This is a genomic window from Aeromonas sp. A04 (assembly GCF_047780465.1).
In the GTDB taxonomy this organism is placed as follows: Bacteria; Pseudomonadota; Gammaproteobacteria; order Enterobacterales; family Aeromonadaceae; genus Aeromonas; species Aeromonas bestiarum.
In genome coordinates this window covers 1-26,923 of the sequence record NZ_JBLNHP010000009.1, presented here as the reverse complement: position 1 = coordinate 26,923, position 26,923 = coordinate 1, and the positions used below count along the sequence as shown (strand labels likewise).

The following is a 26,923-nucleotide window of genomic DNA, read 5'->3' as shown; positions in this document are numbered from 1 at the left end:
CTTGCACTCGGCTCCGGGGAGGCGCACAATCGGCGCGTTTTTCGCCACCTGGGGATCCACTTCGGCCAGGCGTTGAACAATCGCTTATTAGAGTCAGCCATCGCAAAGGAGCCGATATGGCCAAGCAGAAGGTGGCCATCGCCACCACAGAGCCCGCTCACGATCATCAGCGCGGGGTCATCCAGGACAATCACCTCAAGGCATTGGTGACCTCCCCCCTGTTCCAGGCAAGGGTTGAGCCCAGCAAGAAGGGCAAGGGCAGTTATCAGCGCAAGGCCAAGCACGGCAAGCGGTGGGAGCCCGGCCAACAGCAGATGATGAGCGTCTGCTGCTGAGCGGGTTTCTGCCGAAGGCAGGAAGTAAAAACAATCGGGGCGCCAATGGCGCCCCGATTGTTTTTCTCTGTCTGCAAAACGAGATCCCGGTCTTGCAGCAAGACAGTGAGCTGGTGCTCATTCATCCATAAAGAGCTCGAGCAGCACATTCAGATAGCGATGGCCGAGGGACGTCAGCTGCCAGCTGTCGCCGAGATCCTCGATCAACTCCTTGGTCTGGGCAATCGCCAGCATGGTCTCCACCCGCTCCAGGCCTAGGCCGGTGTAAGCCTCGAACTCCGCCTTGGGGGCCGGCTCGAACAACCTGAACCGGTTCATGAAGTACTCCAGCGGCAGTTCGTCCTCGCTCACCTGCCACTGCTTGTCCAGATAAGGACGGGTGGGATCCAGATAGCCTTTCGGGTGCTTCACCTTGGCGCTGCGCAGTATCTGGCCGGAGGCCAGATCCGTCATCTTGCCGTGGGCGCCGCAGCCGATCCCGAGATAATCGCCGAAGCGCCAGTAGTTGAGGTTGTGGCGGCACTGATAGCCCGCCTTGGCATAGGCCGAGATTTCGTACTGCTGATAGCCCTGGGCGGTGAGCATGGCGTGGCCCTGCTCGTAGATGTCCCACAGGGTGTCATCCTCCGGCAGGGTGGGCGGCTTGGAGGCAAAGGCCGTGTTCGGCTCTATGGTGAGCTGATACCAGGAGAGGTGCGGCGGTGCGCAGTCGATGGCCTGCTGCAGGTCATAGAGGGCGTCGTCCAGGCTCTGATCCGGCAGGCCGTGCATCAGATCCAGGTTGAAGGTGGGCAGTGCGATGGCGTGGGCCAGTTCGGCGGCCTTGCGCGCCTCTTCGGGGCCGTGGATGCGGCCGAGCCGGGTCAGTTTTTCTTGCTGGAAGCTCTGCACCCCGATGGAGATGCGGTTGATGCCAGCCCGCTGGAAGCCGGCGAATTTGTCCGCCTCAACCGTGCCCGGGTTGGCCTCCATGGTGATCTCGCAATCCGGGGTCAGCGCGATACGGGCGCGCACCCCATCCAGCAAGGTTTGCATCGCCTCTACCGTCAACAGGCTGGGGGTGCCGCCACCGATAAAGATGGAGGAGAGCGGACGCCCCTGGGCCCACTTCAGATCCTGTTCCAGATCCTCCAGCAGGGCCGCCACATACTCGAGGTGAGGCAGCTCCCCTTTCTGGGCATGGGAGTTGAAGTCGCAGTAGGGGCACTTCTGGACGCACCAGGGCACATGGATATAGAGGGAGAGGGGCGGCAGTTGCAGCATGGGGCTTCCAATAATCAAACATAAAAACGGGGGCTGACGGCCCCCCATTGTAGATGAAATGCGTGCCGGCGTATGGTCCGGACTCAGTGAGTCGCAGCCAGGGCCTCTTTCAGTCTGGCCAGCGCCTGGCCGCGATGGCTGAGCTGGTTTTTCAGCTCGCTCGGCATCTGGGCAGAGGTGCAGTCATGGTCGGGCACGAAGAACACGGGATCATAGCCAAAGCCGTGCTGACCGCGGGGTTCGTCGATGATCATCCCTTCCCAGCTCGCCTGGCAGATGATGGGGGTGGGATCATCTGCGTGGCGCATGTAGACCAGCACGCACCAGAAGCGGGCGCTCTTGAGGTAATCGGGGGCGCCTTTGAGCTCGGCCAGCAGCTTGTCGATGTTGTCCTTGTCGCTGGCATGCTCGCCGGCGAAGCGGGCTGAGTAGACGCCGGGGCGACCGTGCAGCAGATCCACTTCCAGACCCGAATCGTCGGCGACGGCGGGCAGACCCGTGATGCGGGCGGCGTGGCGGGCCTTGATGATGGCATTCTCGACGAAGGTAGTGCCTGTCTCTTCGGCATCAGGCACAGCGAACTCGCTCTGTGGGATCACCTGGATCTTCATATCGGCCAGCATGGCGGCCAATTCCTTCACCTTTTTCTGGTTACCTGTTGCCAGGACAAGCTTGTTCATCGAGCACCTCCGCAAAAATAATCTGCGCATTCTATGCGGGGCACGCCTTGAGTAAAAGCGCCAATTGCCCTCAATACCGCCCTGGCTTGCCACTCCTGTGACCCCGGTGGAGATGCGAACAAGATACATGTTTCCATATAGGAATAACCAAAGTGATTAAATACCATTTCAATTCATTACTGTGAGTCAGTAGACTCGCGCCCCAATCGATTTTCCCTTACGGCTTGAGGTGACTGATGCCATTGATTCTTCTGCTTGTCCTGCTGGTGCTGTTCAGTCCGTTGGCCATCGACATCTACCTGCCCGCCATCCCGCAGATGGCCGAGCAGCTCGGTGCCGAAGTGACCCTGATGCAGGGCACCATCACCTGGTTCCTGTTCAGCATGGGACTGGGTCAGCTGCTGGTAGGGCCGCTCGCCGACCGTTATGGCCGCAAGCCCATCGCTCTGGGCGGCGTGCTGCTCTACGGCCTGAGCGCACTGGCGGCCGGTTTTGCCGCCAGCCTGGGTGAGCTGATGCTGGCGCGGGTGCTGCAAGGCTTCGGTGCCTGTGCCACCTCGGTCGCCGCCTTCTCTGTGGTGCGTGACAGCTATGGCCCCAAGAAGAGCGGCCAGATGATCTCCTACCTGAACGGCGCCATCTGCTTCATTCCTGCGCTGGCGCCGCTGCTCGGCGGCTGGCTCACCGCCAAGGCGGGCTGGTCTGCCAACTTCTGGTTCATGGCCGGTTATGCGGTCGTCGTCGGCAGCTGGCTGCTGTGGCGAATGCCGGAGACCCGCCCGGACGAGACCAGCAGCAGCGGTCCGCTCATCAGCTGGTCCCGCTACAGCCCTGTGCTGCGCTCCCCGAGTTTTCTGTTCAACGCCTCTCTTTGCATGTTGGCGATGGCGGTGATCCTGGCCTATGTCACGGCTGCGCCGGTGCAGCTGATGGTGAAGCTGGGGCTGGACATGAGCGGCTTCAGCTACTGGTTCACCGCCAATGCGGCGCTGAACATACTGGCCTGCTTCCTGGCGCCCCGCTTCATCGCCAGAGTGGGACCGAGACGCACGCTGCGCATCGGCCTGCTGGTGATCACGCTGTCGGCCATAGCACTGACCCTGGTGCAGCACGTCGAGCATCCGCTGGCCATGATGGGGCCCGTGTTCTTCTCCAGCATCGGCTTTGCCATGGTGCTGGGGGCGGCAGCCGGCATGGCACTGGCCCCCTTCGGCCACTGCGCCGGGACGGCGGCGGCCCTGCTCGGTCTGTTCCAGATGAGCGGCTCTGGCGCCCTGGTGGGGATCACAGGTTGGTTGATGCCGGATCCGCTCAATCAGCTGGCGCTGCACATGTGGCTGCTGTTGCCGCCGCTGTTGCTGCTGTTGACCCGGCAGGGCCGGCGCTTGTGTTTGCAATAAATCCTGTGCTCTGATGGGCACACTCAGGGGGCCATGAGCCCCCTTCTCTTTTGCAGGCGATACCTCGCCTGACCCTAATGACAGACCCGTGGAGAAAACCGGATGAGCCAGACTCTCAACGCCGCCCTGGTGGGCTATGGCTTCGCAGGCCAGACCTTTCACGCCCCCTTCCTGACCAGTACCCCGGGGCTCTCCCTCGATTGGGTGGTGAGCCGGGATGCCGCCAAGGTGCAGGCCGAACTGCCCGGTTGCCGGGTCGGTTCGCTGGAGCAGGTGCTGGCCGATCCTTCGGTGGATCTGGTGGTGATCGCCACGCCGAACGATACCCATGCCCCCATAGCTCGTCAGGCGCTGCTGGCCGGCAAACACGTGGTGATCGACAAGCCGTTCGCGCTGGATCTGGCCGAGGCGAAGGCTCTGGTGGAGCTGGCCGGGAAGCAGCAGCGGCTGCTCAGCATCTTTCACAACCGGCGCTGGGACGGAGACTTTCTCACCGTACGCCGCCTGCTGGCAGAAGGTGCCTTGGGGCAGATCGCCCAGTTTGAATCCCACTTCGATCGCTATCGTCCACAAGTGCGCCAGCGCTGGCGCGAGGCGGGCGGTCCGGGCTCGGGTCTGTGGTTCGATCTCGGTCCCCACATCCTGGATCAGGCGTTGCAACTGTTCGGCCAACCGGACTGGCTGCAGGCGGATTTGGCGCAGCAGCGCCCAGGCGCCCTGGCGGATGACTACTTCCACCTGGTGCTGGGCTATGGCGAGTTGAGAGTGATATTGCACGGCAGCTGTCTGGTGTCGGCCACCATGCCCCGTTTCGTCATCCACGGCAGTGAAGGCTCGTTTATCAAGTTCGGCATGGATGTGCAGGAAGATCAGCTCAAGCTCGGCAAGCGGCCACCGGCGGCGGACTGGGGCCTCGACAGCGAACCCGGCCAGCTCAGCCGCATTCGGGATGGTCAGCTCCAGCAGCAGACTGTGGTCGGTGAGGCCGGGGATTACGGCGCCTACTATCGCGGCGTCTGCGCCGCCATCAAGGGGGAGGGAGAGAATCCGGTGCCGGCCAGCGAGGCACTGGCGGTGATGGCGCTGCTGGATCTGGCCCGTGACAGCCACCAGCAAGGGAAACGGCTGGCTTGTCAGAACTTGTCTGACTGATATGGATATCTCGCCTCTCACCCGAATGGGGAGAATCGCCGTTTATCGCCAGTAATCACGCCAGTTGCGGTGTTTTATTGTACAGGTTGACTGAATGGCGAGTGTTTTGTATTAATGTTTGTCGTTGTAGCAGTTCTTTTCATCCAGCCAACGAGAAAATATCATTGTGATACTCGTTTTCATTGGGCGCGTATGGGGATATATTTCGCGCGCCTCTTGGCTCCCGGCCTATGGGTTTCTAACCGGGTGAAAGGACGCACTGTGATGGTTGAACGAACCATCTCTCCATATTTTTTTGAGGGTATGCACATGAACAAAGTACTGGTAGCCGGTATCCTGGGTCTGATGTTGACCGCTTGTGGTCAGAAAGAAGAAGCCGCCGCTCCGGCTGCTACTCCGGCCGCCGACGTTGCTGCAACTGTTGAGAAAGCCGCTAGCGAAGCCACCTCTACCGTAGAGAAGGCTGCTTCCGAAGCGACTGCAACCGTCGAGAAAGCTGCCTCCAAGGTTGAAGCTGCAGTGAGCGATGCCAAGGCCAACTAAGCCTGCACCTCTGCTGAAGACGGGTCCGGAGCCAAGCTCCGGACCCGTTTTTTATGCCTGACGGGCAAGGTCCCCGCGGTTGGCCAGCCCCTTCTTGCCTAGACCGCCGGGTTGAGCCGGGCGGTGAGCACATGATCCTCCCAGCGGCCGTTGATCATCAGATAGTCCTGGGCCAGGCCCTCCCGCTCGAAGCCGAGGCGCTCGAGCAGGGCACCGCTGCGCAGTGTGATGGACTGGCATATGGCTGGCCTGATGGCGTTAGACCGCCGGGTTGAGCCGGGCGGTGAGCACATGATCCTCCCAGCGGCCGTTGATCATCAGATAGTCACGGGCCAGGCCCTCCCGCTCGAAGCCGAGGCGCTCGAGCAGGGCACCGCTGCGCCGATTGGTGGGCATATAGCTTGCCATGACGCGGTGCAGGCCGTGCTCCCGAAACAGGTACTCGATGCCGGCCTCGACCACCTCCTGCATCAGACCCTGGCCTTCATGGGCCTGATCGATGGCATAGCCAAGATGGCAGGCCTTGAACATGCCCATCAGTATGTGGGTGAAGTTGCAGGTGGCGATCACCTGCTCGCCCTGGGGATCTAGCGCCACCAGATGAACGGCGCTGCCGTTGAAGAACTGGCCATAGCTGTCGCGCAGGCGGCCATGCCAGTGGCTCAGGGTATAGAAACTCTCGTCCCGGCTGGGTTCCCAGGGGGTGAGGTGAGCGCGATTGCGCAGATAGAAATCCAGCATCAGGTCGGCCCGCTCGGGCGGCAATACGGTTAGTCGGGTACGGGCCGTGCTGAGGTGCGGTAGTGCCATCAAGGTTCCCTCTGTGGATTCATAAGCATGGTGCCGGCCAGGGCTGCCTCGGCCATCAGTGATCTCGTTGCCTTAACCACTCATCGCGCAGCAGGCCGTAATGGACGTGATCCACCACCCTGTCCGCCAGCCGTTCGGCCCGCCGGCTGATCCCCTCCTGCTGCATGCCGAGTCGCTCGCACACAGCCCGGCTGGGCTCGTTCTCCACCGCCGCGCTGATCTCGACCTTCTCCATCCCCATCTCCTCGAAGGCGTGGTGGATCAGGGCCTGACAGGCGCGGGTGATGATGCCGTTGCCCTGCCAGCGTTCCGCCAGCCAGTAGCCTATGGTGACCTTGGCCAGCGCCGGATCGATCTGGTTGTAGCCGATGACGCCGACCACCTCGCCCTGATACTCGATGGCGGTGGTCAGCCCCTCGCCGCGGGCAAACTTCTCGATGGCGTGGCGGATGAAGGTGGCGCTGTCGGCCGGTTGCTGTATGTAGGGGGGCCAGGGCAGCCATTGGGTCAGGTAGTCGCGGTTCTCCCGGCACAGGCCGAAGAGTTCGCTGGCCATGTCGGGCTGCAGGAACAGCAGCGCCAACTCATCGTCCAGTTGCCATGAAAACATCCTTACCTCCCTGCCGCGTCTTGGCCCGGTGCGGGCCGCCAAACAGCCAATGTAGCCAATCAACCCCTTGTGCGCCAAGGACTTTCAGTCTCTCGCCTGCGTTCGCTATCCCCATATGGAGGGGCCTGTCTTGGGGGCTGTACGAGGCCTTGTCATTCTCCACCCTTTTTTAGCGTCATTCACTGCCTTTGGTTATGTTTTCGCTACCAAACATATGAAACAGCAGATCCTGCTACCGGTTCGTGCTGCGCTGTCACATATGACAGGCAGCAATTTCGATCGTGCCAACTAGTGTAGGAACGCCGGGCAACGGACCCGGCGTGCAATCTTCATCGACTTAAGGAAAGACGAGATGAACAAAGTCTATTTGGCCGTGGTATTGGCCTGCTGGGGAAGCGCAGCCTTGGCTGCAGAACAGGTTGACGTACATCAGGTGGCGGGCATTCAGGGGGCACCGAGCGGTGCCGCGGGGGTGAGCGCGCTGGCCGGGGATGGCGAGTTTCGTCAGGTGAGGGCGGTCAAGCTGCCCAATGGCCAGCAGCGGGTGCGCTATGAGCAGACCTGGCACGGCATCCCGGTCTGGGGCCAGGTGCTGGTGGCCGAACAGTCCCTCGGTGGTCAGATAAGCCAGGTCTCCGGCCAGATCCTGCGCCAGATCGATGCCGACGTGGCCAGCCCGACTGCCGCCCTGTCACCGGCCGATGCCGCTGGCAAGGCCCGTGCCGGGGCCAAGGGCAGCAACGAGCGGGTCAAGCTGTTCGTGATGCAGGATGAGGCTGGTCAGGCCCGTCTGGTCTATCTGGTCTCCTGGCTGGCGGCAAGCGAGCAGCCGAGCCGTCCCTTCGTGGTGATCGATGCCCAGAGCGGGGCCGAGCTCAAGCGCTGGGAGGGGATCAACCACAAGGACGCCACAGGCCCGGGTGGCAACGTCAAGACCGGCAAATACTTCTACGGCTCCGACTTCGGCCCGCTGCTGGTGGACGACAGCTGCCGCATGACCAGCCCGAACGTGGACACGGTCAACATGAATCACGCCACCACGGGTGGTGCCGTACACCAGTTCACCTGCCCGGAGAACACGGTCAAGGAGATCAACGGTGCCTACTCGCCGCTCAACGATGCCCACTACTTCGGCAACGTGGTGTTCGACATGTACCGCAACTGGTACAACACGGCGCCGCTCAGCTTCAAGCTGAAGATGCGGGTGCACTACAGCCGCAACTACGAGAATGCCTTCTGGGACGGCAGCCAGATGACCTTCGGTGACGGCGCCACCACCTTCTACCCGCTGGTGAGCCTGGACGTGGCCGCCCACGAGGTGAGCCATGGCTTCACCGAGCAGAACTCGGGTCTGGTCTACTCGGGCCAATCGGGTGGCATCAACGAAGCCTTCTCCGACATGGCGGGGGAAGCGGCTGAAAATTACATGAAGGGCAGCAACGACTGGCTGGTCGGGGCCCAGATCTTCAAGGGCAACGGCTCGCTGCGCTACTTCGAGGATCCGACCCGGGACGGCAGCTCCATCGGTCATGCCAGTGATTACTATGACGGCATCGACGTACACCACAGCTCGGGTGTCTACAACCGTGCCTTCTACCTGCTGGCCAACACCAATGGCTGGAATACCCGCAAGGCCTTCGAAGTGTTCGTGCTGGCCAACCGCCTCTACTGGGGCGCCAATACCACCTACGATCAGGGCGCCTGCGGCGTGACCAAGGCGGCCACCGATCTGGGCTACAGCCTGACCGACGTGGCGGCGGCCTTCACCACGGTCGGCGTCAACGCCTCCTGCGGTACCACACCGCCCCCCCCCGGCAGCGTGCTGCAAAACGGGGTCCCGGTGAGCGGGCTCTCCGCCGCCAAGGGTGGCAAGGTGAACTTCACTATCGACGTGCCGGCCGGCAAGAGCCAGCTGGTGGTCGCCAGCAGTGGCGGCACTGGCGATGCGGATCTCTATGTGAAGTTCGGGGCGCTGCCGACCGGCACCAGCTATGACTGCCGCCCCTACAAGAGTGGCAACACCGAGACCTGCACCCTGAATTCGCCCAAGGCGGGTACCTGGTATGTGCAGCTGAGCGGCTTCAGCGCCTTCTCCGGTGTGACCCTCAAGGCGACCTACTGATCCCTGCTTGATGTGACTTAGCGTTTGGCGCCGGACTTGTCCGGCGCTTTTTTATGCGGGTTTGCCCGACCAGCGCCGGGCCAGGGTGCGAGCGGCTTCCAGTACCCGCTCCTTGGCGGGGTTGGGCCGCTTGCCGCTGCGCCAGGCCATCATGACATCCCAGTGATCCTGCGGCAGATCAACCACATCCAGCTGGACCAGGCGGCCAAACTCCAGGTCCCGGCTGATGGCGAGCGCCGGCATCAGTGTGATGAAGCCGTGTTCCAGCGCCAGTTCCCGCGCCGCGCTGGCGGGCTGGATGGCGTGCAGCGGGCTTGCCACCTGGCGCAGCAGTCGCAGTTGCAGGATCAGCTCGTCGCAGCCTGTGCCCCACTGCTGGGGGGCCAGCCGTTCGTTGGCTATGTCCTGCAGGGTCAGCCCCTGCCGCCCGGCCAGCGGATGGGTGGCGCAGGCCACCGCTATGATGGGGGAGCGGTAGAGCAGTTCGAGCTGGATGCCGGCGATGGCCGGGCATTTGAGGATGAAGCCGACGTCTGTCTCACCGGTCAGCAGCTCCTGCATTATGATGCCGGAGTGATCCGTGTTGCAGCGGATCTCGAACGCTTCATCCACCAGCGCCAGCAGCAGGGGGCCAAACACCACAGTGGTCAGGGAGGGCAGGCAGGAGAGCTTGATGCGGGGCAGGGCAGGCGCCCCCTGCATCGCCAGGCGTCCCCCTTCCAGTGCACTCAGGGCTGCCGCCGCCGCAGGCAGAAACTGCTCGCAGGCTGGGGTGGGCGTGGCGCCGCGTCTGTGGCGGCGAAACAGGGGTTGTCCCAGCGCCTGTTCCAGCACGGCGATCCGCTGGCTGACCATGGGTTGCGACCAGCCGCGAATGGCTGCCGCCTTGCTGAAGCTGCCGCGATTGACCACATCCAGTAGTAATTGCAAGTCATCCAGGGTCATAGCCATAACGTAATCCAATATGAAATATAGCCAGTTGTCGGCTACCACTATATCTGGCGGCCTTCCAGAATAGCAGTATCAATCGTTGTGCATTGGCATATTGCCATGCCGGGTCAGAGGGTTGCAGTCACCCTTGACCCAGTTTGGCGACGGCGTCATCCGGGCGATGAGACGAGCGAGTTGGATGTCATTAGCGAAGCAGGGGTCAGGCAGTCATGGTAGAGCGGGCGAGGCGGTTGGGGCGGTGGTTTTTGGCGTTGGATTCCCTCTTGGTGATCCTGGGTTTTTTCGTGGTGATGCCCATGATCAGCCTGCGCTTCGTGGATCAGCTTGGCTGGGCGGCTGGGGTGGTCGGTCTGGCGCTGGGGCTGCGTCAGCTGACCCAGCAGGGGTTGGGGGTGCTGGGGGGCTCGCTGGCGGACAAGTTTGGCGCCCGGCCACTCATAGTGGGCGGCATGCTGTTGCGGGCCGCGGGCTTTGCCAGTCTGGCCTATGCCCAGAGCGGGCTTGAGCTGATCCTTTCCTGCATCATCTCGGGGCTGGGGGGCTGTCTGTTCGACCCACCCCGCGCCGCCTTGGTGATCAAGTTCACCCGTCCGCGCCAGCGGGGTCGCTACATCTCCCTGCTGATGATGCTGGAGAGCGCGGGCGCCGTGGTGGGGGCTCTGCTCGGCAGCTGGCTGCTCAACTTCGACTTCGAGTATGTCTGCCTGCTGGGGGCCGGTCTGTTTGTCTGTGCGGCCCTGTGCAACCTGCTGATCCTGCCGCCCTACAAGCTCTCGCAGCGGCCGACGCCGATCCGGGCCGGCCTCGGCCAGGTGCTGGCGGACAAGGCGTTCTGCCGGCTGGTGCTGATCCTGAGCGGCTACTACGCGCTCTGGGTGCAGGTGATGCTGATCTTCCCCATCCTGGTGAAACAGATGGCGGGCAGCACCACGGCAGTGGGCTGGATGTATACCCTGGAGACCGCCATCTCGCTGGCGCTGCTCTACCCTCTCGCCCGTTATGGCGAGAAGCACTTCAAGCTGGAGAGCAGGCTGATGGCGGGCGTGTTGCTGATGACGGCCGGTATCGGGCTGGTGGCGTTTGCGACCACGTTGTCCGCCGTCTTCATGCTGCTTGCCTGTTTCTATCTGGGGATCGTCATCGCCGAGCCGGCGCGGGAGACCCTCATGACCAAGCTGGCGCAGCCGGGCGCGCGTGGCAGTTACATGGGCTTCAGCCGGCTGGGGCTGGCGCTCGGTGGCATGACGGGATACGTGGGGGGCGGTGCCCTGCATGATTACGCCAATGCCCAGGGGCAGCCCTGGTTACCCTGGCTGGTGCTGGGGACGGTCGGCGTGACGACCTTGCTGTTGCTGGTGAACTGCTTTCACCGCGAGCCGAGTCTGGCGCGGGTCAACATCTGACGGGCAATAAAAAACCGGCCGCAGGGCGGCCGGAAGTAATTCAAACAGTAGACATTGGTATCACAGGGTATAACTGACTTCCAATTCCTTAGAAGTTGTACTGCAGGGCCACGGCGACCACGTCGTCGGTGTTCTTGCCCAGCGAGTTGGTGTGGGTACCGTTGACGTTGTCCAGCAGGTTGATCTTGTAATCAACATAGGCGTTGAAGTTGTCGGTGAAGTTGTACCAGGCACCGATGGATACGTATTCGGTGGCGGTGTCATCGATACCGCGGGCGTTGTCCTTCACGTCGGTGCGCAGGTAGGCCAGGGACGGCTTGAACTTGCCGACTGTGTACTGGGCGACGGCTTCGTAGCCATCCATCTTCTCGGCGTAGCCGTTGTTGACGAACAGGTGGTCTTCACCGTGGGAGTAGGTCGCGGCCAGGTAGAGATCGCCGGCTTCGTACTTGGCGCCCACGCCGTACAGCTTGGCATCGCGGTCGCCACCGAAGGCGGCGTTGTCAGCCTGCTCGTCGGTCTTGCCAGCCTGGTTATAGGCGGCACCCAGACTCAGACCCATGTCGAAGTCATAGTTGGCGGACAGGGCGAAGCCTTCAGCAGACCCTTCAGAATTCCAGTTGCTGTTCGGGCCGTGCATCACGGAACGGTCGGCGTTCTGCGGATCGTTGTTGCCGGTGAACTGGGCACCCAGGGTCAGCCCCTGATAGGTGTAGATGTACTGGGCCAGGCCGTTGGTGCGGCCGGTGCCGAACACTTCGGTGTCTTTACCCAGGCCGTCACCGCCCCACTCAGGCAGCACGTCTGTGTAGTCGTTCACGGCTTTGGTGAACAGACCATCCTGACGGCCATAGCTGAAGGCACCGAAACGATCGTGCTTGATGCCGGCGTAAGCCAAACGCAGCTCGTCGTTGTCGGAGCCGGAGACCGGCAGGTTGTATTCAGCGAAGCCGAACGCGGTCAGCTCGTTGTCGATCTTGGTTTCGCCGGCAACGTGCAGACGGAAGTAGCTCTGATCACCTTCGGCGCCGTTGTCATCGGTACCGTAGTACATGCCTTGAGCACGGCCACCGATCTCGAGTTTGGTGCCATTCTGGTCATAGACGGTAGCGGCTTGCGCACCACCGGCCAGCAGCACGCTGGAGATGGCCATAGTCAATGCGGTCTTTTTCATTGTTCATTCCTCTGGTGTAAACACTGTCGGACCTGTGCTCGGCCCTGTTGATCGGTCTCTGTTCCGATACCCCAGAGTAGATCTGCGAACCTTGATAGAAACTGAAGCGCATGAGGATTAATTAATGATTTGACGTAAAAACGAGGCATAAAAAACGGCCCAGAGCGGGCCGTTTGAAGGTTTATGGCATGAAATGCTGATCAGAGTATCAGACCGCCGAAGAAGAAGCCCAGTGCCACGGCGAAAGCGATGGTCGCTGTGCCGGGGATGAAGAAGGGGTGGTTGAACACGGCCTTGCCGATGCGGGTCGAGCCGGTGTCGTCCATCTCGACCGCGGCCAGCAGGGTCGGGTAGGTCGGCAGTACGAACAGGGCGCTCACGGCTGCGAACGAGGCGATGGCGGTCAGCGGGCTGACACCCAGTGCCAGTGCGGCCGGCATCAGGGCCTTGGTGGTGGCGCCTTGTGAGTAGAGCAGCATGGCGGCGAAGAACAGCACCACGGCCAGCAGCCAGGAGTACTGGTTCAGCAGGTCGCCGGCGATCAGCTGTATGGTGTCCATGTTGCCTTTCACGAAGACGTTGCCCAGCCAGGCCACACCCAGTACGCAGATACAGGCGGACATACCGGACTTGAAGGTCGGCATGTTGGTCACTTGAGTGGCGTCCAGTTTGCAGACCAGGGTCATGATGGTGGCAGCAGCCAGCATGATGCCCATGATGGCACCGTCACGGGGGATCGGCGGATTGGCGATCAGGCCCACTTTGCCCGAGATGGCGGTGGCATAGGCCATGACGGCCACGATGGCGGCGATGAAGATCCAGACAGAAACCTTGGCGTAAGGCTTCAGCTCCAGCTTGGTGGTGCCACGCAGCTTGATCAGCCCCTTGGCTTTACGCTCCAGATAGACTTCATCCAGCTCCAGCGGTTTGCCCATCATGTTGGCAATGAAGGCGCCCAGGATACAGGCGAGGAAGGTGGACGGAATGCAGATGGCCAGCAGGGTCAGGTAGTCGACACCGAACGGCTCCAGCATGCCGGAGAAGGCAACCACGGCCGCAGAGATCGGGGAAGCCGTGATGGCGATCTGGGAGGCGACAACCGCGATGGAGAGCGGACGGGAAGGACGAATGCCCTGCTCCTTGGCTACTTCGGCGATCACCGGCAGGGTGGAGAAGGCGGTGTGACCGGTACCGGCCAGCATGGTCATCAGATAGGTGACTATGGGGGCGGCGAAGGTGATGTACTTGGGATTCTTGCGCAAGGCCTTTTCTGCCAGCGACACCAGGTAGTCCATGCCACCGGCCAGTTGCATACAGGCAATGGCACAGATGACGGACGCGATGATCATGATCACGTCCCAGGGGATGAAGGTGACCAGCTGGTCGCTCGGAATTTGTACCCCCAGGCCCCAGGTCAGTACCAGCACACCCAGACCACCGGCAAAGCCGATACCGATACTGCCTATCCGGGCTCCCAGATAGATAGCGGCGAGCACGACAAGTAACTCGATAACAATCATAGTGAACACTCCATTTTCCAGTTTTTTTAGGTTTTATTTGGCAGAAAAGCCAATTCCCGATGGGGCTGGGTGAGACCGATCGGGAACTGACTTTATGGGCCGGGATAAACCCGGCCCATTTGCTCGCTTATACGGTGGCTTCGCGGGTGTAGCGCTTGGCTTTGTATTGCGGGTTCATCAGGTTCTCGATGGAGAGAATTTCATCCAGCTGCTCTGCGGTCAGCAGGCCGCGTTCCAGCACGACTTCGCGGACGTTCTTGCCGGTCTGGGCGCAGATCTTGCCGACTATGTCCCCTTCGTGGTGGCCGATGAAGGGGTTCAGGTAGGTCACGATACCGATGGAGTTCAGCACGTGGTTCATGCAGATTTCCGGGTTGGCAGTGATGCCTTCGACGCACTTCTCGCGCAGGGAGATACAGGCTTTTTCCATCAGACTCAGGGATTCGAACATGGCCTGACCAATCACGGGCTCCATGACGTTCAGCTGCAGCTGACCGGCTTCGGCGGCGAAGGTGATGGTGACGTCGTTACCGAATACCTTGAAGCAGCTCTGGTTGACCACTTCCGGGATAACCGGGTTGACCTTGGCCGGCATGATGGAGGAACCCGCCTGCATTTCCGGCAGGTTGATCTCTTTGAGTGCGGTGCGCGGGCCGGAGGAGAGCAGACGCAGATCGTTACAGATCTTGGACATTTTCATGGCCAGACGCTTGATGGCGCCGTGCAGCATCACGTAGGCGCCGCAGTCGGAGGTCGCTTCGATCAGATCTTCAGCCGGTACGTAGGCACGACCGGTGATCTCGGCCAGGCGCTTGATGGCCAGGGCTGAGTACTCGGGCGGGGTGTTCAGGCCGGTACCGATGGCGGTCGCGCCCAGGTTCACTTCCAGCAGCAGCTCCTGGCAACGCTTGATGGACTTGATCTCTTCACGCAGGGTGACGGCGAAGGCGTGGAATTCCTGGCCCAGAGTCATGGGAACCGCGTCCTGCAGCTGGGTACGACCCATCTTCAGGATGCTCTTGAATTCGGCGGCCTTGGCATCGAAGGCGGCGATCAACGCTTCCAGCGCATGCAGCGTGGTGTCAGTGCTGTTCACCACGGCAACGCGGAAACCGGTAGGATAGGCGTCGTTGGTGGATTGGCACTTGTTGACGTGGTCGTTCGGGTTGATGACGTCGTAACGGCCTTTCGCCAGACCCATGATCTCGAGGGCTATGTTGGCCAGTACTTCGTTGGTGTTCATGTTAACGGAGGTGCCGGCACCACCCTGATAAACGTCGACCGGGAACTGGTCGAAGCATTTACCGGTGTTCAGCATCAGGTCGCAGGCTTCTACGATCTTGTCAGCAATCTCAGGACGGATGGTGCCCAGTTCGCCGTTCGCCATGGCGGCGGCCTTCTTGGTCAGTACCATGCCGCGGACGAATTCCGGAACGTCAGAAATCTTCTGAGAGCTGATCTTGAAGTTCTCGACAGCGCGCAGGGTGTGCACACCGTAGTAGAAATGATTGGAAACTTCTTTGGTGCCCAGCAGGTCTTCTTCAATGCGGACGTTCTTGATGTCGCTCATTGTAATGCCTCAGAAATCAGATAAATGGAAACGATCCTCACCGAGTGGTCGCGAGTTCCTTACGCACGGCTCATCCTGAAGCACCACACATCGAGTGGGGCAGTTGGGGGCTTTTTTGCTCCCTTAATTACTGGCGTCGATATTACCTCAATTGAGGTATCTGATATTAGACCTGGATCACTAAATTTGAGACAACCTCAAATAACTTGTGGTCATTAAACAGATATTGCAATCGAACGATTTACTTTGACAGAACAAGGACTTCAATCACAGTCCAGCAGGCCGTTTTTTCTGAATATCCGGCGTGCTATCACCCTTCAGACTTGAAAAACGAGGGGGTACCCCCATTTTAATTATCAAGGACCTATATCATGGTGGGTTGGCAGCAACATTATTCCGGTGGCTGCCACCGACCTGAGATTCATTCAAATTCACCCGCACTGAGGTTGTTATGGGCAAGTTATTTCTGTTGTTGGTCGGTCTGGTGCTGCTCGAGCTAACCGTGATGATCGAGGTGGGCTCGGTGATTGGCGCCTTGCCAACCGTCGGCTTGCTGGTGCTGACCGCCGTGATCGGATCATCGCTGGTGCGCAGTGAAGGCATCAAGACCCTGCTCAATGCGCAGCAAAAGATGCAGCAGGGCGAGATGCCGGGCCGCGAGGTGATAGGGGGCATGATGCTGGCGCTGGCCGGCTTGCTGCTGATCATCCCGGGGTTTGTGACCGATATCTTCGGTATCCTGCTGTTGCAGCCCTGGCTGCGCAACAGGTTGGCCGACAAGCTGGTGGGCAGCGGTCAGTTCAGGATGCAGATGGGCGGTTTTCAGGCGCAGCAGCCTACGTTCGAGGCGCGTCCTGGTGAGGAACAACCGGGTGAGGCCAATCGTGGCGGGACCACCATAGAAGGCGAGTTTGAACGTAAAGAATAAACCTCAGTATTGAGACTGTGCCTGTCAGGGCCTGCCCTGATGGCACAGCCGTTCGAAGCGGTGACGGGCATACCACCAGGCCAGTATGCCCGCCGCCAGATTGGCCAGCAGTATCCCCAGATAGACCCCCTGCTCCCCACCCAGTTCCGCCCCCAGCCAGGCCCCTGGCAGCAAGAAGACAAACAGTCGCAACCCGTTGAACAGAAACGAGACGCTCGAGGCCCTGACACCGTTGAGCGCCGAGGCCAGCAGCATCACCATGCCCTGGAAGCCGTAACCTATGGGCACCAGGTGCAGATAAAGGATGATGAGACGGACCACCTGCGGGTGATCACTGAACAGGTTGGCGATGAGCGGTGCCAGCAGCCAGGTCAGGCCGTAGACGCCGAGCTGGAACAGCAGGGCGAAGCGCATGCAGAACTGCAGCGCCGCCTTGGCGCGGGCCGGGTTGCCTGCTCCGCAGTTTTGAGAAATGAAGGGGGCCAGCACGGAAGAGAGCGCCATCATCACGATAAGCAGCAAGGCTTCCACTCTCGATGCGGCGCCATAGGCGGCCACCACCTCGGTGCCCAATCCGGCGAAGATGGTCATCAGCACGGCATTGGCCAGCGGGTTGAGTATGTTGGTAAAGGAGGCCGGTACCGCCACGTGCAGCAGGGCGCGCCAGTGAGTAAGCAGTCTTGGCCGGGGTGACAGGCGCCACAACAGCAAGCCTTCCCGATGGCGCAATATATAGAGGCTGACCAGCATGGCCATCAGCCAAGAGAGTGAAGTGGCAATGGCAGCCCCGCGGATCCCCCACTCGGGAAAAGGGCCTATGCCGAAGATGAGCAGGGGATCCAGCACACCGTTGACCAGTCCCGCCACCCCCATCACCAGGCTCGGGGTCTTGGTATCGCCTGTGGCCCGGATGGCGGCATTGCCCACCATGGGCAGCGCCAGCAGAGGCACAGTGAGGTACCAGATCAGCATGTAGTCGTGGATCAGCGAGATGAGCTCACGGCTGGCCCCGAGCAGGGTGAAGAGGGGAACTATCGTCAGGGCGCCCAGTACGGAGAGCAGGGTCACCAGCACCACGGCCAGAAACAGGCTGTCGGTGGTGATGCGGGCGGCCTCGTCATGCCGGCCCTGGCCGAGTGCGTGACCAATCACGGCCGAGAGCCCGGCCCCCAGCCCCATCGCCAGCGAGGTCACCACGAAAGTGACCGGAAAAGTGAAGCTGATGGCCGCCAGCGCCTGGGTGCCCAGCATGCCGATGAAGAAGGTGTCGACCAGGTTGAAAGCCAGTATGGCGACTATGCCGAGTATCATGGGGCCCGTCATGCGCAACAACACGGACGTCATGGGGGCGGTCAGCATAGGATTGGGTCGGGTCACGGGCTCGTCTCTTGCATCTGGCGAAGTGCGTTCTGGCTGCAAGCAGCGCAAATCCGGTTTCCTGACCGGGACACGGGCGATCCATCGAAGATATTCATAGTACGTGAAAATATTTTTTTTGTATTTGCCCTTGAAGGGTTAACAAAAACGCCCCACATCAGAGGCATATCTAATTTGGCCAGGAATGGCCATTCCTCAAAGCAACACAGAGACTCATTTTGGGAGAGTTATCGATGAAAATTCGTCCACTGCACGACCGCGTCATCATCAAGCGCATCGAAGCTGAAGCCAAATCCGCTGGCGGCATTGTCTTGACTGGTACTGCGGCCCAGAAGTCCACCCGTGGTGAAGTACTTGCCGTGGGGACTGGCCGAATTCTGGACAATGGCGACGTCAAAGCCCTCGCCGTCAAGGTGGGTGACAAGGTGATCTTCAACGAAGGCTACGGTGTGAAGACCGAGAAGCTGGATGGTCAGGATGTACTGATCCTGTCCGAGACCGACATCCTGGCGATTGTCGAAGCGTAATTCACCCTTTTCCCCGAATTGATTTAAGGATTGAAGAAAATGGCAGCTAAAGAAGTCAAGTTTGGCAACGAAGCCCGCATCAAGATGCTCGAAGGCGTCAACATCCTGGCCGATGCCGTCAAGGTCACCCTGGGCCCGAAAGGCCGCAACGTGGTACTGGACAAGTCCTTCGGTGCCCCGACCATCACCAAGGATGGCGTCTCCGTTGCTCGCGAAATCGAGCTGGAAGACAAGTTCATGAACATGGGTGCCCAGATGGTCAAGGAAGTTGCTTCCAAGGCCAACGATGCCGCCGGTGACGGTACCACCACGGCGACCGTACTGGCTCAGGCCATCGTCAACGAAGGCCTGAAGGCCGTTGCCGCCGGCATGAACCCGATGGATCTGAAGCGCGGCATCGACAAGGCCGTCATCGCTGCCGTTGCCGAGCTGCAAGTGCTGTCCCAGCCGTGTGCCGACAACAATGCCATCGCTCAGGTGGGTACCATCTCCGCCAACTCCGATGAGAAAGTGGGCAAGCTGATTGCCGAAGCCATGGATAAAGTCGGTCGTGATGGCGTCATCACGGTTGAAGACGGTCAGGGCCTGGACGACGAGCTGGCTGTAGTAGAAGGCATGCAGTTCGATCGCGGCTATCTCTCTCCCTACTTCGTCAACAAGCCGGAAACCGGTTCCGTCGAGCTGGATGATCCCTTCATCCTGCTGGTTGACAAGAAAGTGTCCAACATCCGCGAGATGCTGCCGGTGCTGGAAGGCGTTGCCAAAGCAGGCAAGCCGCTGCTGATCGTTGCCGAAGACGTGGAAGGCGAAGCGCTGGCGACCCTGGTGGTCAACACCATGCGCGGCATAGTGAAAGTGGCTGCCGTCAAGGCACCCGGTTTCGGTGACCGTCGCAAGGCCATGCTGCAGGATATCGCCATGCTGACCGGTGGTACCGTGATCTCCGAAGAAGTGGGCATGGAGCTGGAAAAAGCGACTCTGGAAGACCTGGGCCGTGCCAAGCGCATCGTCATCACCAAAGAAAACACCACCATCATCGATGGCGTGGGTGATGCAGCCCTGATCGAGAGCCGTGTGGCCCAGATCCGTCAGCAGATCGAAGATACCTCTTCCGATTACGACCGTGAGAAGCTGCAAGAGCGCGTAGCCAAGCTGGCTGGCGGCGTTGCCGTGATCAAGGTCGGCGCCGCTACCGAAGTCGAGATGAAAGAGAAGAAAGCCCGCGTTGACGATGCCCTGCACGCAACTCGCGCTGCCGTAGAAGAAGGCGTGGTTGCCGGTGGTGGTGTCGCGCTGGTGCGCGTCGCTGCCAAGCTGGCCAATCTGCGCGGTGACAACGAAGACCAGAACGTGGGTATCAAGGTTGCCTTGCGCGCCATGGAAGCACCGCTGCGTCAGATCGTCATCAACGCCGGCGAAGAAGCCTCCGTCATTGCTAACGCCGTGAAGAATGGTGAAGGCAACTTCGGTTACAACGCTTACACCGAGCAGTACGGTGACATGCTGGCCATGGGTATCCTGGATCCGACCAAGGTGACCCGTTCTGCGCTGCAGTTCGCCTCTTCCATCGCCGGCCTGATGATCACCACAGAGTGCATGATCACCGAGCTGCCGAAGAAAGATACCCCTGCCATGCCTGACATGGGCGGCATGGGTGGCATGGGCATGATGTAATTCTGCCATGGTTACCAAACGGCTCGCTTTTGCGAGCCGTTTTTTTTTATGGCGACTAAACTGAGTCTATCGTTGGCAACTTTATCTGAGGTGAATATGCGTGTACTGGGTTTGATTACATTACTGTTTTCTCTGGCAATGCCAGCCATGGCCCTGGAGGCGCCGCAGGGACCCGTCATCTTGAAGGTGACCGGCAATGTGATGCCCGCCGAGGCGACCGAGGGGGTCGTTGCCTTCGATCTGGCCATGCTCAAGGCGCTGCCACAGCACGAGATAGTGACGAGCAACCCCTGGGTTGACAAACCGCACAAGTATGTGGGGCCCAAACTGGCAGATGTGCTGACTGCCGTCGGGGCGGATGGTAAGGCCATTACTCTGACCGCATTGAACAGTTTCCAGATCAGGATCAACTGGGATAAGGTCAAACAATATGATCCCATTCTGGCCTGGCAGGATGACGGGGTTACCATGCGGGTACGGAATAAGGGGCCGCTTTGGTTTATCCTACCGCTGGATCAGTATCCTGAGCTGAAACGGTCAGAATTTACCGACATGATGATCTGGCAACTGAGTTCGGTTGATATCCAGCATTGATAGAATGGTTTGCGGGAGTGCGGGTGAAAGCAAAGACCAAGGCGTGGCCTTTACTTGTGGTGCTTTATCTATCCATCCTGTTGTTCACGGGAAGTACCCTGTATTGCCTCGCGCAGATACAGAATGCGACCCGGGTGATGGAGAAATATACCTATGATGTCTCCTGGGCCCTGATGCAACTGCAGCTGGAGTTGGGGCGCTTCCTCAACTCCGTCGAGATCTATCATTATGGCGGTATCGATCACGACACCCTGATGCTGCGTTACGACATCCTCTGGAGCCGCACGCCCATTCTGCTCAGTGGCCAGCTGCGCCAGAGCATGAAGGACAAGCAGAAGACGCTGCGGTTGGTGCAGCTGATCGAAAGCAATATCCGCGAGATGGAGCCCAACATAACCCAGCTGAAGTCTGGTACGCCGGACTATCAGCAAATAATGATGCGACTGGCCCCCTTGCAGGAACCCCTTTCTTACTCCCTTGCGTCTGTCATGCAGAAGAACATCAACGTCTATTCGGGCAATGACAAGCGTTTCGGCCAGCTGCGCAATGCCCTGCTGTTCATGGTGTCCGGCCTGGTGCTGTCGGTAATGCTGCTCAGTGGCCTGCTGATCCGCGAGGCTCGCCGGCACTTCCGCGCGGCACGGGTCGATCCCCTGACCGGGCTGGCCAACCGGCTGGCGCTGCTGGAGAAGATGGAGTCCTACGCGACCAAGGAGACACCGTTCGGGCTGGTGCTGGTAGATATCAACGATTTTCGCGATATCAACAGCAAGTTCGGCTACAACACGGGTGATTTCCTGCTGCAGGAGCTGGCAAAGCGGATCCGCAGCCTGTGTGAAAACGGCGAGTGGGTAGCGCGCCTGGGGGGCGATCAGTTTGCCATGATCCAGCGCGAGAGCAGTGATCTGCGACAGGTGAGGGAGCTGGTGGCCCGACTGCTCCATGCACTCAAGCAGGACATCATCATCGACAATTATCCGTTCCGGCTGGAGGTGGGGATCGGCATAGCCTTCTTCCCGATGGACAGCAAGCTGACGCAGGAGCTGCTCAGTCGGGCCGAGCAGGCGCTGTTCCACAGTCGCAAGACCCATGTCCCTTATGTCATCTATGACAATTCGCTGCTCAATGAGACGGCGCGCCGCAAGCATCTGGCCAGCGACATGATAATGGCGCTGGAGCACAACGCACTCGAGCTCTATTACCAGCCTATCGTCAATCTCGAAAGTGGCCGCTGCGAGGCGGTCGAAGCTTTACTGCGCTGGCGCCACCCTGAATTGGGTTTCATTCCGCCCAATGAGGTGATCCAGGTGGCGGAAGAGTTCCAGCTGGCCGAGAAACTGGGTAGCTGGGTGCTGAATACCGCCTGTGAACAGCTTTATCAGTGGCAGCAGCTCGGGCTGGTCGACTTGCAGATGTGCGTGAATATCTCGCCTGGCATGTACCAGCGCAACTTGTTGAAGCTGGTGGCCAAGGCCTTGATGGAGCACCATATCCCGGCTGCCAGCCTGGTACTGGAAGTGACGGAAGACACCACCATGCGCGAGGTGAAAAACTCCTTGCAGCTGATGCAGGATCTCAATCAGCAGGGGGTACAGCTGGCATTGGATGACTTCGGGACCGGCTACTCCTCCCTCAGTTATCTGCAGAAACTGCCGGTCAGCAAGGTGAAGATAGATCGCTCTTTCATTCAGGGGATCGATACCTCGGTAGAAGCCTCGGAGCTGGTCGCCAACATTTGCCGCATGGGCTCCATGCTGGGCAAGAGTCTGGTGTGTGAGGGAATAGAAACCCAGGCCCAGCTCGATGTGCTGCGCACCCTCACTGACATTCATCTTTACGGACAAGGCTATCTGTTCAGTCGTCCCGAGCAGGCAGAGAAGGTCTATCAAACCTTGCTGGAGATGGAAGAGCAGTGGCTGGAGCGGCGTCAACCCAACAAGACGTATTTAATTTAGCCAAAATGATTCATGTCTGGCACAGGATGGCCGATAGTCTTAGGGCAGGAGGTACACCATGGATATATCTAGTTCTGCATCAACGTCATTTGGTTCTGCTTTGCTGACAGCCAGTCTGGCCAAGAAACAGCAAACCCAGGATGGTGAAGCCGCATTGAAACTGCTCCAGACGGCTGCTCAATCAGCCCCGACCGCAGCGACATCGGCCAGCTCCACACTGGGGAGTAAAATCGATATTCGCGTCTGATCATAATGAAAAAGCCCCCATCAACTGATGGGGGCTTTTTTATGTCCACGATCTGGCCTATAGCGGAAAAGGTGCGGGAGCTTCAAAGGTCATCCGCTGGCCGCTGCGCGGGTGGCTGATGGTCAGCATGGCCGCATGCAGGTAGAGATGGGGGGCCGCCGCCAGCGCGTCCGGATGGGCATAGAGGTTGTCACCCAGTATGGGGTGCCCCAGCTCCAGCATATGGACGCGCAATTGGTGTGAACGGCCCGTGATGGGGGTCAGCTTAATCAGGCTGTTGCCGTTCTCCACCTTCAGTTTTTCCCATAGTGTCAGGGCGTGGCGCCCCTCCTCAAAGTCCACCTTCTGTTTCGGACGGTTGGGCCAGTCGACACAGAGCGGCAGATCTACCTGACCCGAGTCCGCTTCCGGCTCGCCCCACACCCAGGCGAGGTAGTGCTTCTCGGTCTCCCGCTCGCGAAATTGCCGGCTCAGCTCCCGATGGGCATTGGGAGTGAGAGGGATGACAATGACCCCCGTGGTCGACATGTCGAGGCGATGGGCTGCCGCCGCCTTGGGGTGCTGCTGCTTCACCCGATGCAGGACGCTGTCTTCATTCTCGGGGCCGCGCCCGGGGACGCTCAGCAGGCCAGTGGGCTTGTTGACCACCATGATGTCCTTGTCCTTGAACAGGATATCGAGCCAGGGTTCCAGAGGCGGTGAGTATTCAAACATAAATGTCTCGCATCAGAAGGTGGGGGCAAGCCCCCATCGGTTATGGGTAACCACAATCATAAAGGGCATGGGATCCCGCGTGAGCCGGTCATGTCTCTTCAGTATCGCGTCAGTTATGGGTGACCACGATAAAGCGGATGGCATCCAGCTTGAGTTGGGTCTGATCGATCAGGTGGTGCAATTCTGCCTGCAGATTGCGCAGATAATCCAGTTCGCTGTCGCGCACGTTCGGGTTGACCGCCTTGAGTGCTTCGAGACGATCCAGGTCCTGCTGCAGGGTCTGCGCCATCCGGGCGCGCGCCTTGTCGACAATCCCGGCTTTCAGCTCTTCGGCAATCGGCTGGCCCTTGCCAATCAGGCCGTGGATCACCGGCTGGGAAGCGGTCACCAGCTTGCTGCCGAGATGGCGGTTGACCGGGGTCAGCTGGCGGTTGAAGGCATCAAATGCCACCTTCTCACCCAGGTTCTGGCCGTTCTTGTCCATCAGCAGGCGAATTGGCGTCGGCGGCATGAAGCGGTAGAGCTGGGGATGAGCCGCAGACTCGGCCACGAAGATGAGCTCAAGCAGGATGGAGCCGACCGGCAGCGCCTTGTTCTTGAGCAGAGCCACCGAGGTGGCGCCGATCTCGGAGCCCAGGATGAGGTCGATGCCACCGCGCATCATGGGGTGATCCCAGGAGAGCAGCGCCATGTCATCCCGCGACAGTGCGGTCGGACGATCGAAGGTGATGGTCATGCCATCCTGGGGCAGGCCCGGGAAGCTGGAGACCAGCATGTGATCCCCCGGCGTCAGCACCAGCGCGTTTTCGCCACGGTCATCCTGATTGACGCCGATCTCGTCGAACATCTTGAGGGCGAAGGAGATCATGCCGGTGTCGTCATCTTCGGCAGTCAGCTTGTCGACCAGTTGCTGCGCAGCTACGCCACCGCTGGAGTGGATCTCCAGCAGGCGATCGCGCCCCTGCTCCATGCGGGATTTGAGCGGCTCGTGGATCTCCCGTGTCCTGGCCAGCAGGGCATCCAGAGCGGCTTGATCACCCGTGTTGGCGGCAAGCAGTTCGAACAGCTCGTCACGCACGGCTTCAAATACCGGGCGGGCGGTCGGACAGGTCTGCTCGAACGCATCCAGTCCATCGTGGTACCAGAGCTGCAAGGCACGCTGGGCAGTCCCTTCCAGATAGGGAACGTGGATCTCGACGGTATTTTGCTGACCGATGCGATCCAGACGGCCGATGCGCTGTTCCAGCAGATCCGGGTTGAGGGGCAGATCGAACAGCACCAGATGACTGGCAAACTGGAAGTTGCGACCCTCTGAACCTATCTCTGAACAGAGCAACACCTGGGCACCGCTCTCTTGCTGGGCGAAATAGGCGGAGGCCTTGTCCCGCTCCAGAATGGACATTCCTTCGTGGAATACTGTGCCGCGGATCCCTTCACGGGTGCGCAGCGCCTCTTCCAGCGCGATGGCGGTAGCCGCTTCCGAGCAGATCACCAGTACCTTCTGTTGGCGGGCAGAGAGCAGCAGCTCCAGCAGCCAGTCAACGCGGGGATCAAACTGGGTCCAGGTTGCGTTCTCACCTTCAAATTGCTGGAAGATCTTCTCTGGATAGAGGTAGCGCAGGGCGCGAGTCTGCAGCTCACCGCCGTTGCCGCCCATCATGCCCATCACCTTGATGGCGGTCTTGTACTGCTCCGGCAGCGGCATGGGGTAGACGTTGAGGTGACGCTCCGGGAAGCCCTGAATATTGGCGCGGCTGTTGCGAAACAGCACTCGGCCAGTGCCGTGCTGATCCAGCAGCGTGGCGACGGCCTGCTGGCGGGCGGCGGCATCGCTCAAATCCAGCCCTTCCAGCTGGCTGGCGAGGATCTGCTTGGCTTCGTCGCTCAGGCTCTCGCCATCCAGCAGCTCCTGGGCTGCGCTGGCGACCTGACCGTAAGCCTGCTCCTCAACGAGGAAGGCGTCGTAGTCGTAGAAGCGCTCGGGATCGAGCAGGCGCAGACGGGCAAAGTGGCTCTGGTGGCCCAGCTGATCCGGGGTCGCGGTCAGCAGCAGCACGCCAGGGACCTGTTCGGCCAGCGCTTCCACCATTTCGTAGGCGCGGCTCGGGGCCTCCTCGCTCCACTCCAGGTGGTGCGCCTCGTCGACAACCAGCAGATCCCACTCGGCTTCCAGCACCTGTTCGAAGCGACGACGCTTCTTGCGCAGGAAGTCGAGGCTGCAGATCACCAGCTGCTCGGTTTCGAAGGGGTTCTCCGCATCGGCGAACGCCTCGATGCAGCGCTCCTCGTCAAACAGGGAGAAGTGCAGGTTGAAGCGGCGCAGCATCTCGACCAGCCACTGGTGCTGGAGAGTCTCGGGCAGCAGGATCAGCACGCGATGGGCACGGCCCGAGAGCAGCTGCTGATGGATGATCATGCCCGCTTCTATGGTCTTGCCCAAGCCAACTTCATCAGCCAGCAGCACGCGCGGGGCGTAGCGGTGGCCCACTTCATGGGCGATATAAAGCTGGTGCGGGATCAGGCTGACCCGGCCGCCGGCCAGACCGCGGGTCGGATTGCGACGCCGCTGGTGCTGGTTGATCAGGGCTTCGTAGCGCAGGGTAAAACGGGACATACGGTCAATCTGACCGGCGAACAGGCGATCCTGCGGCTTGTTGAACTTGATGAAGTTGTTGAGAAACACTTCCTTGAGGGCAACGGGCTCATCGTTGTCGGTGCGTACACCTACATATATAAGCAGACCGTTTTTCTCCTGCACTTCTTCGACCGTCATGGTCCAGTCTTCATGACTGGCTATCTGATCGCCCACATTGAAGCTGACCCGGGTGACCGGCGCTTCTTCTTTGGCATACATGCGGTTTTCACCGGTAGCCGGAAACAACAGGGTCACCATGCGTCCTTCAACAGCAACGACAGTCCCCAACCCCAGATCCGTCTCTGTATCACTAATCCAACGCTGGCCAAGTGCAAAAGGCATTAAACTCTCCAAAGCCCAAGAGTGTGTGAATCGCAAAGGGGCGCTATGTTACCCGAAGGCGTGACCTCGATCACCATGCATATAGATGTGGTGACACCAAATCGCCACAACCTTGATCTATAACCGGCAAGGCATCACTGAAGAGAGGTTGATGTCGTCAAATGAGCGTCTTATTGCGGGATAAACAGGCTTTTTGGTGGATTGGTGAGCGGTTGAGCTAATAATTCGAATTTAATTCGAAACATCTCTTGCCAGCGTGATCCAGATCCCTATAATGCGCCACATCGACAGGGCAAGCGGCAACGCGAACAACCCCGTCGGTGCCTCGAAAAGCCTTTGAAAATAAGGCTTGACTCGAGAAGGCGGTTGAGTAGAATTCCACTCCCGCAGCAACACA

The 26,923-nt window shown here is 60.0% G+C and carries 24 protein-coding genes; 12 read left to right on the top strand and 12 right to left on the bottom strand.

Features of this window, described 5'->3' with window-relative positions; all coding sequences use genetic code 11:
- The first annotated feature begins 116 nt into the window (after positions 1-116).
- Complete coding sequence (locus tag ACM3N8_RS19545) at positions 117-335, top strand: alternative ribosome-rescue factor A (protein WP_043554937.1); 219 nt, start codon at positions 117-119, stop codon at positions 333-335.
- 117 nt (positions 336-452) lie between these two features.
- Here the strand turns inward: ACM3N8_RS19545 and hemW are convergent, their stop codons facing one another.
- Complete coding sequence (gene hemW / locus ACM3N8_RS19540; protein ID WP_290019315.1) at positions 453-1,598, bottom strand: radical SAM family heme chaperone HemW; 1,146 nt, start codon at positions 1,596-1,598, stop codon at positions 453-455.
- Positions 1,599-1,681: 83 nt separating this feature from the next.
- On the bottom strand, positions 1,682-2,278 hold the full coding sequence (locus tag ACM3N8_RS19535; protein ID WP_042872625.1) for an XTP/dITP diphosphatase: 597 nt from the start codon (positions 2,276-2,278) through the stop codon (positions 1,682-1,684).
- Between the two features lie 236 nt (positions 2,279-2,514).
- Here ACM3N8_RS19535 and ACM3N8_RS19530 point away from each other — a divergent pair, with 236 nt between their 5' ends.
- The 3 genes from ACM3N8_RS19530 (at position 2,515) to ACM3N8_RS19520 (ending at position 5,373) form a co-directional block, all read left to right on the top strand.
- Complete coding sequence (locus tag ACM3N8_RS19530; RefSeq protein ID WP_043142070.1) at positions 2,515-3,678, top strand: multidrug effflux MFS transporter; 1,164 nt, start codon at positions 2,515-2,517, stop codon at positions 3,676-3,678.
- Between the two features lie 102 nt (positions 3,679-3,780).
- On the top strand, positions 3,781-4,830 hold the full coding sequence (locus ACM3N8_RS19525) for an oxidoreductase (RefSeq protein WP_416016510.1): 1,050 nt from the start codon (positions 3,781-3,783) through the stop codon (positions 4,828-4,830).
- A 309-nt stretch (positions 4,831-5,139) separates the two neighbouring features.
- Positions 5,140-5,373, top strand: coding sequence for a hypothetical protein (locus ACM3N8_RS19520; protein ID WP_043142271.1), 234 nt, complete (start codon positions 5,140-5,142; stop codon positions 5,371-5,373).
- A 98-nt stretch (positions 5,374-5,471) separates the two neighbouring features.
- On the opposite strand, the gene ACM3N8_RS19515 is transcribed toward ACM3N8_RS19520, so the two are convergent.
- From ACM3N8_RS19515 to ACM3N8_RS19505, 3 genes are read right to left on the bottom strand one after another with little or no spacing between them, the layout of a single operon-like run.
- A complete protein-coding gene (locus ACM3N8_RS19515; RefSeq protein ID WP_416016509.1) occupies positions 5,472-5,666 on the bottom strand; it encodes a hypothetical protein in 195 nt (64 codons plus the stop codon).
- Positions 5,632-6,183, bottom strand: a complete 552-nt coding sequence (locus tag ACM3N8_RS19510) for a GNAT family N-acetyltransferase (RefSeq protein WP_098980682.1) — start codon at positions 6,181-6,183, stop codon at positions 5,632-5,634. The genes ACM3N8_RS19515 and ACM3N8_RS19510 overlap by 35 nt, the downstream gene beginning before the upstream one ends.
- A gap of 55 nt (positions 6,184-6,238) precedes the next feature.
- Complete coding sequence (locus tag ACM3N8_RS19505; RefSeq protein ID WP_098980681.1) at positions 6,239-6,793, bottom strand: GNAT family N-acetyltransferase; 555 nt, start codon at positions 6,791-6,793, stop codon at positions 6,239-6,241.
- Positions 6,794-7,145: 352 nt separating this feature from the next.
- Between ACM3N8_RS19505 and ACM3N8_RS19500 the strand changes: the two genes are divergently transcribed.
- The gene (locus ACM3N8_RS19500) at positions 7,146-8,915 is read left to right on the top strand and encodes a M4 family metallopeptidase (RefSeq protein WP_290019317.1); all 1,770 of its coding nucleotides are present in this window, start codon (positions 7,146-7,148) and stop codon (positions 8,913-8,915) included.
- 51 nt (positions 8,916-8,966) lie between these two features.
- Here the strand turns inward: ACM3N8_RS19500 and ACM3N8_RS19495 are convergent, their stop codons facing one another.
- Positions 8,967-9,866 (bottom strand): LysR family transcriptional regulator, encoded by a 900-nt coding sequence (locus ACM3N8_RS19495; RefSeq protein ID WP_043142060.1) that lies wholly within the window; start codon positions 9,864-9,866, stop codon positions 8,967-8,969.
- A gap of 209 nt (positions 9,867-10,075) precedes the next feature.
- On the opposite strand from ACM3N8_RS19495, the gene mdtH reads away from it, so the two are divergent.
- The gene (gene mdtH, locus ACM3N8_RS19490; RefSeq protein ID WP_416016508.1) at positions 10,076-11,269 is read left to right on the top strand and encodes a multidrug efflux MFS transporter MdtH; all 1,194 of its coding nucleotides are present in this window, start codon (positions 10,076-10,078) and stop codon (positions 11,267-11,269) included.
- Positions 11,270-11,357: 88 nt separating this feature from the next.
- On the opposite strand, the gene ACM3N8_RS19485 is transcribed toward mdtH, so the two are convergent.
- The 3 genes from ACM3N8_RS19485 to aspA form a co-directional block, all read right to left on the bottom strand.
- On the bottom strand, positions 11,358-12,443 hold the full coding sequence (locus ACM3N8_RS19485; protein ID WP_290066385.1) for a porin: 1,086 nt from the start codon (positions 12,441-12,443) through the stop codon (positions 11,358-11,360).
- Positions 12,444-12,643: 200 nt separating this feature from the next.
- Positions 12,644-13,963 carry an anaerobic C4-dicarboxylate transporter gene (locus tag ACM3N8_RS19480; protein ID WP_042872604.1) on the bottom strand — a complete coding sequence of 440 codons (1,320 nt, stop codon included), beginning with the start codon at positions 13,961-13,963 and terminating at the stop codon, positions 12,644-12,646.
- A 127-nt stretch (positions 13,964-14,090) separates the two neighbouring features.
- Complete coding sequence (gene aspA, locus ACM3N8_RS19475) at positions 14,091-15,533, bottom strand: aspartate ammonia-lyase (protein ID WP_043142053.1); 1,443 nt, start codon at positions 15,531-15,533, stop codon at positions 14,091-14,093.
- A gap of 451 nt (positions 15,534-15,984) precedes the next feature.
- On the opposite strand from aspA, the gene ACM3N8_RS19470 reads away from it, so the two are divergent.
- On the top strand, positions 15,985-16,461 hold the full coding sequence (locus ACM3N8_RS19470; protein ID WP_043142052.1) for an FxsA family protein: 477 nt from the start codon (positions 15,985-15,987) through the stop codon (positions 16,459-16,461).
- Positions 16,462-16,485: 24 nt separating this feature from the next.
- On the opposite strand, the gene ACM3N8_RS19465 is transcribed toward ACM3N8_RS19470, so the two are convergent.
- Positions 16,486-17,838: an MATE family efflux transporter gene (locus ACM3N8_RS19465; RefSeq protein ID WP_181003711.1), complete on the bottom strand. Its 1,353-nt coding sequence runs from the start codon at positions 17,836-17,838 to the stop codon at positions 16,486-16,488.
- Positions 17,839-18,071: 233 nt separating this feature from the next.
- On the opposite strand from ACM3N8_RS19465, the gene ACM3N8_RS19460 reads away from it, so the two are divergent.
- The 5 genes from ACM3N8_RS19460 to ACM3N8_RS19440 all read left to right on the top strand — a co-directional run bounded on the left by ACM3N8_RS19460 (position 18,072) and on the right by ACM3N8_RS19440 (position 22,835).
- On the top strand, positions 18,072-18,365 hold the full coding sequence (locus ACM3N8_RS19460) for a co-chaperone GroES (protein WP_005318973.1): 294 nt from the start codon (positions 18,072-18,074) through the stop codon (positions 18,363-18,365).
- 39 nt (positions 18,366-18,404) lie between these two features.
- A complete protein-coding gene (gene groL / locus ACM3N8_RS19455; RefSeq protein WP_043554921.1) occupies positions 18,405-20,039 on the top strand; it encodes a chaperonin GroEL in 1,635 nt (544 codons plus the stop codon).
- A gap of 96 nt (positions 20,040-20,135) precedes the next feature.
- On the top strand, positions 20,136-20,633 hold the full coding sequence (locus ACM3N8_RS19450; RefSeq protein WP_172955411.1) for a molybdopterin-binding oxidoreductase: 498 nt from the start codon (positions 20,136-20,138) through the stop codon (positions 20,631-20,633).
- A 23-nt stretch (positions 20,634-20,656) separates the two neighbouring features.
- Entirely contained in the window at positions 20,657-22,588 is a 1,932-nt protein-coding gene (locus ACM3N8_RS19445) for a putative bifunctional diguanylate cyclase/phosphodiesterase (protein WP_098980676.1), read from the top strand.
- 58 nt (positions 22,589-22,646) lie between these two features.
- Positions 22,647-22,835, top strand: a complete 189-nt coding sequence (locus tag ACM3N8_RS19440) for a hypothetical protein (protein WP_080741189.1) — start codon at positions 22,647-22,649, stop codon at positions 22,833-22,835.
- Positions 22,836-22,892: 57 nt separating this feature from the next.
- On the opposite strand, the gene rluA is transcribed toward ACM3N8_RS19440, so the two are convergent.
- Both rluA and rapA read right to left on the bottom strand, forming a co-directional pair.
- A complete protein-coding gene (gene rluA / locus ACM3N8_RS19435) occupies positions 22,893-23,549 on the bottom strand; it encodes a bifunctional tRNA pseudouridine(32) synthase/23S rRNA pseudouridine(746) synthase RluA (protein WP_290019321.1) in 657 nt (218 codons plus the stop codon).
- A 109-nt stretch (positions 23,550-23,658) separates the two neighbouring features.
- Positions 23,659-26,526: an RNA polymerase-associated protein RapA gene (gene rapA / locus ACM3N8_RS19430; RefSeq protein ID WP_290019322.1), complete on the bottom strand. Its 2,868-nt coding sequence runs from the start codon at positions 26,524-26,526 to the stop codon at positions 23,659-23,661.
- Positions 26,527-26,923 lie beyond the last annotated feature (397 nt).

What these genes read in the sequence shown, in the direction of transcription:
- rluA (WP_290019321.1), bottom strand. Translation starts at nt 23,549, where the DNA reads ATGTTTGAATACTCACCGCCTCTGGAACCCTGGCTCGATATCCTGTTC.
- groL (WP_043554921.1), top strand. Translation starts at nt 18,405, where the DNA reads ATGGCAGCTAAAGAAGTCAAGTTTGGCAACGAAGCCCGCATCAAGATG.
- ACM3N8_RS19520 (WP_043142271.1), top strand. Translation starts at nt 5,140, where the DNA reads ATGAACAAAGTACTGGTAGCCGGTATCCTGGGTCTGATGTTGACCGCT.
- ACM3N8_RS19525 (WP_416016510.1), top strand. Translation starts at nt 3,781, where the DNA reads ATGAGCCAGACTCTCAACGCCGCCCTGGTGGGCTATGGCTTCGCAGGC.
- ACM3N8_RS19485 (WP_290066385.1), bottom strand. Translation starts at nt 12,443, where the DNA reads ATGAAAAAGACCGCATTGACTATGGCCATCTCCAGCGTGCTGCTGGCC.
- mdtH (WP_416016508.1), top strand. Translation starts at nt 10,076, where the DNA reads ATGGTAGAGCGGGCGAGGCGGTTGGGGCGGTGGTTTTTGGCGTTGGAT.
- ACM3N8_RS19545 (WP_043554937.1), top strand. Translation starts at nt 117, where the DNA reads ATGGCCAAGCAGAAGGTGGCCATCGCCACCACAGAGCCCGCTCACGAT.
- ACM3N8_RS19510 (WP_098980682.1), bottom strand. Translation starts at nt 6,183, where the DNA reads ATGGCACTACCGCACCTCAGCACGGCCCGTACCCGACTAACCGTATTG.
- ACM3N8_RS19450 (WP_172955411.1), top strand. Translation starts at nt 20,136, where the DNA reads ATGCGTGTACTGGGTTTGATTACATTACTGTTTTCTCTGGCAATGCCA.
- ACM3N8_RS19530 (WP_043142070.1), top strand. Translation starts at nt 2,515, where the DNA reads ATGCCATTGATTCTTCTGCTTGTCCTGCTGGTGCTGTTCAGTCCGTTG.
- ACM3N8_RS19515 (WP_416016509.1), bottom strand. Translation starts at nt 5,666, where the DNA reads ATGTGCTCACCGCCCGGCTCAACCCGGCGGTCTAACGCCATCAGGCCA.
- hemW (WP_290019315.1), bottom strand. Translation starts at nt 1,598, where the DNA reads ATGCTGCAACTGCCGCCCCTCTCCCTCTATATCCATGTGCCCTGGTGC.
- ACM3N8_RS19505 (WP_098980681.1), bottom strand. Translation starts at nt 6,793, where the DNA reads ATGTTTTCATGGCAACTGGACGATGAGTTGGCGCTGCTGTTCCTGCAG.
- aspA (WP_043142053.1), bottom strand. Translation starts at nt 15,533, where the DNA reads ATGAGCGACATCAAGAACGTCCGCATTGAAGAAGACCTGCTGGGCACC.
- ACM3N8_RS19460 (WP_005318973.1), top strand. Translation starts at nt 18,072, where the DNA reads ATGAAAATTCGTCCACTGCACGACCGCGTCATCATCAAGCGCATCGAA.
- ACM3N8_RS19440 (WP_080741189.1), top strand. Translation starts at nt 22,647, where the DNA reads ATGGATATATCTAGTTCTGCATCAACGTCATTTGGTTCTGCTTTGCTG.
- rapA (WP_290019322.1), bottom strand. Translation starts at nt 26,526, where the DNA reads ATGCCTTTTGCACTTGGCCAGCGTTGGATTAGTGATACAGAGACGGAT.
- ACM3N8_RS19500 (WP_290019317.1), top strand. Translation starts at nt 7,146, where the DNA reads ATGAACAAAGTCTATTTGGCCGTGGTATTGGCCTGCTGGGGAAGCGCA.
- ACM3N8_RS19480 (WP_042872604.1), bottom strand. Translation starts at nt 13,963, where the DNA reads ATGATTGTTATCGAGTTACTTGTCGTGCTCGCCGCTATCTATCTGGGA.
- ACM3N8_RS19470 (WP_043142052.1), top strand. Translation starts at nt 15,985, where the DNA reads ATGGGCAAGTTATTTCTGTTGTTGGTCGGTCTGGTGCTGCTCGAGCTA.
- ACM3N8_RS19535 (WP_042872625.1), bottom strand. Translation starts at nt 2,278, where the DNA reads ATGAACAAGCTTGTCCTGGCAACAGGTAACCAGAAAAAGGTGAAGGAA.
- ACM3N8_RS19495 (WP_043142060.1), bottom strand. Translation starts at nt 9,866, where the DNA reads ATGGCTATGACCCTGGATGACTTGCAATTACTACTGGATGTGGTCAAT.